2 protein-coding genes are annotated in these 3,807 nt (G+C 67.0%); one reads left to right on the top strand and one right to left on the bottom strand.

Features of this window, described 5'->3' with window-relative positions:
- The coding region (gene pctA, locus HMPREF2581_RS18240) for a methyl-accepting chemotaxis protein PctA (RefSeq protein ID WP_070867358.1) at nucleotides 1-1,732 on the bottom strand (1,732 nt) is incomplete at its 3' end.
- A 399-nt stretch (nucleotides 1,733-2,131) separates the two neighbouring features.
- On the opposite strand from pctA, the gene HMPREF2581_RS18235 reads away from it, so the two are divergent.
- Nucleotides 2,132-3,622 carry a helicase HerA-like domain-containing protein gene (locus HMPREF2581_RS18235; RefSeq protein ID WP_003093869.1) on the top strand — a complete coding sequence of 497 codons (1,491 nt, stop codon included), beginning with the start codon at nucleotides 2,132-2,134 and terminating at the stop codon, nucleotides 3,620-3,622.
- The last annotated feature ends 185 nt before the right edge of the window (nucleotides 3,623-3,807 follow it).

Raw genomic sequence — 3,807 nt, 5'->3', positions numbered from 1 at the left:
GTTCCTCGGTGGCGGTGGCCACCGACTGGTTCATCCCGTCGATCTCGCCGATCCGCCGGGTCACGCTGCCCAGGCTTTCGCCGGCACGGTTGGCGATCTCCACGCTCTCCAGGCTGTAGCGCTGGCTTTCGGTCATGGTGGCCACCGCCTCGCGGGCGCCGACTTGCAGCTCTTCGATCATCTTCTGGATCTGCAGCGCCGATTCCTGGGCGCGGTGGGCCAGGTTGCGCACCTCGTCGGCGACCACCGCGAAGCCGCGCCCGGCCTCGCCGGCGCGGGCGGCTTCGATGGCGGCGTTGAGGGCAAGCAGGTTGGTCTGCTCGGAGATGCCCTTGATCACCTCGAGGATCTGGCCGATGTTCACCGTGCGGCTGTTGAGGGCCTCGATGTTGGCGCAGGAGGCGCTGATCTTCTCGGAAAGCTCGTTCATCGCGCGGATGGTCTGCTCGACCACCTGCTTGCCGTCCTCGGCCTGGTGGTTGGCGTCGGACGCATGGTGCGAGGCATCGGCGGCGTTGCGGGCGATTTCCTGGGCGGCGGCGCCGAGTTCGTTGATCGCCGCGGCGACGCTGTTGGTGCGGTTGGACTGCTCGTCGGAGTTGGCCATCGAAGAGTTCGAGGCGTTCACCACCAGTTGCGAGACGTCGTGCAGTTTGTGCGCGGTCCCGGCGACTTCCCGGATCGAGCGATGGATCCGCTCGACGAACTGGTTGAAGGCATCGCCGAGCACGCCGAATTCATCGCGGCTGGTCACGGCGAGGCGCTTGGTCAGGTCGCCCTCGCCCTGGGCGATGTCCTGCATGGCACGACCCATCAGGTGCAGCGGCTGCATCAGCAGGCGGATCAGCAGGCCGAGCAGGACCAGGATGGCGACGATGGAGATCAGCGCGGCGGCGATGGCCGAGACGCGGAACTTGCTGAGCATGGCGTAGGCCTTGTCCTTGTCGATGGACAGCGCCAGGTACCAGGTCACCGAAGGCAGGCCCTTGATCGGGGTAAAGGCGAGGATGCGGGTATGCCCGTGCAATTCGGCCTCGCTGAAACCGGTGGCGATCTTCGGCGTGTTCTGCGGGTAGACCTCGCTCAGGGTCTTCATCACCTGCTCTTTGTCCGGGTGCACCAGGATCTTGCCGTCGCCGCTGACCAGGAAGGCGTAGCCCATGCCGCTGAAGTCCAGCGAATTGATGATCTGTACCAGGGTCTTCAGGCTGAGGTCGCCGCCCACCACGCCGAGGGTGTTGCCGGCGGCCTTCACCGGCGTCGCCGCGGTGATGATCAGTTCCTGGGTGGCGGCGTCGACGTAGGGCTCGGTCAGGGTCAGGCCGCCGGCCGCTACGGCGTCCTTGTACCAGGGCCGGCTGCGCGGATCGTAGCCGGCCGGCATCGGGCTGTCCGGGCGCATGGTGAAGACGCCGTCCTGCTGGCCGAGGTAGGTGAAGCTGAAGGTCGAGGTCAGGGCCGGCTGTTCGAGCAGGGCGCTGACGGCTTCCGGGCTGTGGTCGCGGGCCAGGGTCTGGGCGGTCTGCTCGACCAGCAACAGACGGCCACCGAGCCAGTTCTGGATGTTGCTGGAGGTCACGTCACCCATTTCCCGCAGGTAGCTTTCGAGGTCCTCGCGGATCGCGTTGCGCTGCAGGTAATCGTTGTAGAGGGTGAACAGTGCGAAAGCGGCGAACACCACGAGGGAGGCCGCGAGGAGGATCTTGTGGCTGAACTTCAGACTTTTGATCATGTTGTATTGCGTCCAGGAGTATGTAGCGCCAGTCTTTGACCAGACCCCTGCGACCGTTCCGCGGGCGCAGGGGCTTTCCGTACGCCTTGCAGCGTCGGGCGGGTCGCGCGGGTGGGTAGTCCGTCGACCCAGGCACGGCCTTGTGCCACGAAGCCACGGTTCCCTGGGTGGCTCCGAAGAATGCGTGATACGGATACGATGGCGATTTTTCCTGTCTCAGCAAGGCCCGAAGGTCTTCGCTGAAGCTGGACGGCCAGATCGGGTCGATGCGCTGGCCCGACGCCCTTCGCGGGAACCCGCGCATATTGGTACGCGGGTTCCGCTGGAAGCCCCGTTGTACAAGGGCTTTCCCTTACTGTCGGCACAGCGTGCCGGAGCTTTAGTCCCGAGGATGAATGGATGTCGCAAGCGAATGAGTTGTTGATCGGCGCTGGCCCCGATGGCCAGCCGGTAGGGCAGGCCTGGCGCCTGGCCAACCGTCATGGATTGATCGCCGGCGCCACCGGTACCGGCAAGACGGTGACCTTGCAGCACCTCGCCGAATCCTTCAGCGATGCCGGTGTCGCGGTGTTCGCCGCCGACATCAAGGGCGACCTGTGCGGCATCGCCGCGCCGGGCAACCCGCAGGGCAAGGTCGCCGAACGCATCGCCAGCATGCCGTGGCTGAACTACCAGCCGAAGGCCTACCCGACCACGCTCTGGGACATCGCCGGGAAGACCGGCCACCCGTTGCGCACCACCATCAGCGAGATGGGCCCGCTGCTGCTGGCCAACCTCCTGGAGTTGACCGATAGCCAGCAGGCCGCGCTGTTCGCCGCCTTCCAGGTGGCCGACCGGGAAGGCCTGCTGCTGCTCGACCTGAAGGACCTGAAGGCGCTGCTCAACCACCTGAAGGACAATCCGGAGATCCTCGGCGAGGACCGGGCGCTGTTCACCGGCGCTTCCGGGCAGGCGCTGCTGCGCCGCCTGGCCACTCTGGAGCAGCAGGGCGCCGAGGCCTTCTTCGGCGAGCCTGCCCTGCAACTGGAAGACATCCTCCGCCCCGAGCCGGACGGGCGGGGGCGCATCCACCTGCTCGACGCCAGCCGCCTGGTGCACGAGGCGCCGAAGGTCTACGCGACTTTCCTGCTCTGGCTGCTGGCCGAGCTGTTCGAGCAACTGCCGGAGCGCGGCGATGCCGACAAGCCGGTGCTGGCACTGTTCTTCGACGAGGCCCACCTGCTGTTCAACGGCACGCCGAAAGCCTTGCGCGACCGCCTGGAACAGGTGGTCCGGCTGATCCGCTCGAAAGGCGTCGGGGTGTACTTCGTCACCCAGTCGCCGGGCGACCTGCCGGACGATGTCCTGGCCCAGCTCGGCCTGCGTATCCAGCATGGCCTGCGCGCCTTCACCGCCAAGGAACAGAAATCGCTGCGCGCGGTGGCCGACGGTTTCCGCCCGAACCCGGCGTTCGACACCCTGGGGGTGCTGACCGAACTGGGTATCGGCGAGGCGCTGGTCGGCACCCTGGAGGAAAAGGGCACGCCGGCCATGGTCCAGCGCGTCGCGGTGGCGCCGCCCTATTCGCGGATCGGCCCGCTGAGCGACAGCGAACGCGCCGAACTGGTCCAGCGGTCGCCGTTGAAGGGGCGCTACGACCAGCCGATCGATCGCGAGTCGGCCTACGAGGTGCTGGCGAGCAAGGCGGACGCCAAGCCCGAGGTGCAGGGCCAGGCGCCTGCACAGCAGGAAAGCGCGTCCGGCGTCGGCGGCATGGCCGGGCAGATTCTCGGCAGCCTGCTGTCCAATTCGACGGTGAAGAGCGCCATGCGCCAGGCGGCCAACCAGTTGAGCCGGGAGCTGGTGCGTGGCCTGCTCGGCTCGTTGATGGGCGGGAAGAAGCGGCGCTGAGCGCCAGGCCATGAAAAAGGCGCCCGCGGGCGCCTTTTTCATGGGGGCTGGATGATCGCCGACTAACCGCTTCGCGGTTAGCTGGCCTGTGGGACGGACGGGCTCAGATCTTGAAGCTGTCCACCAGGTGCCGCAGGCGCCCGGCCTGGGCTTCCAGCTCGCCGCAGGCGCGCAGGGTGGCCTGG

The organism is Pseudomonas sp. HMSC057H01, from assembly GCF_001836405.1.
In the GTDB taxonomy this organism is placed as follows: domain Bacteria; phylum Pseudomonadota; class Gammaproteobacteria; order Pseudomonadales; family Pseudomonadaceae; genus Pseudomonas; species Pseudomonas aeruginosa.
This window is presented reverse-complemented; position numbering and strand designations above follow the sequence as displayed.

Coding starts and splice junctions, on each gene's coding strand:
- HMPREF2581_RS18235 (WP_003093869.1), top strand. CDS start 2,132: ATGTCGCAAGCGAATGAGTTGTTGATCGGCGCTGGCCCCGATGGCCAG.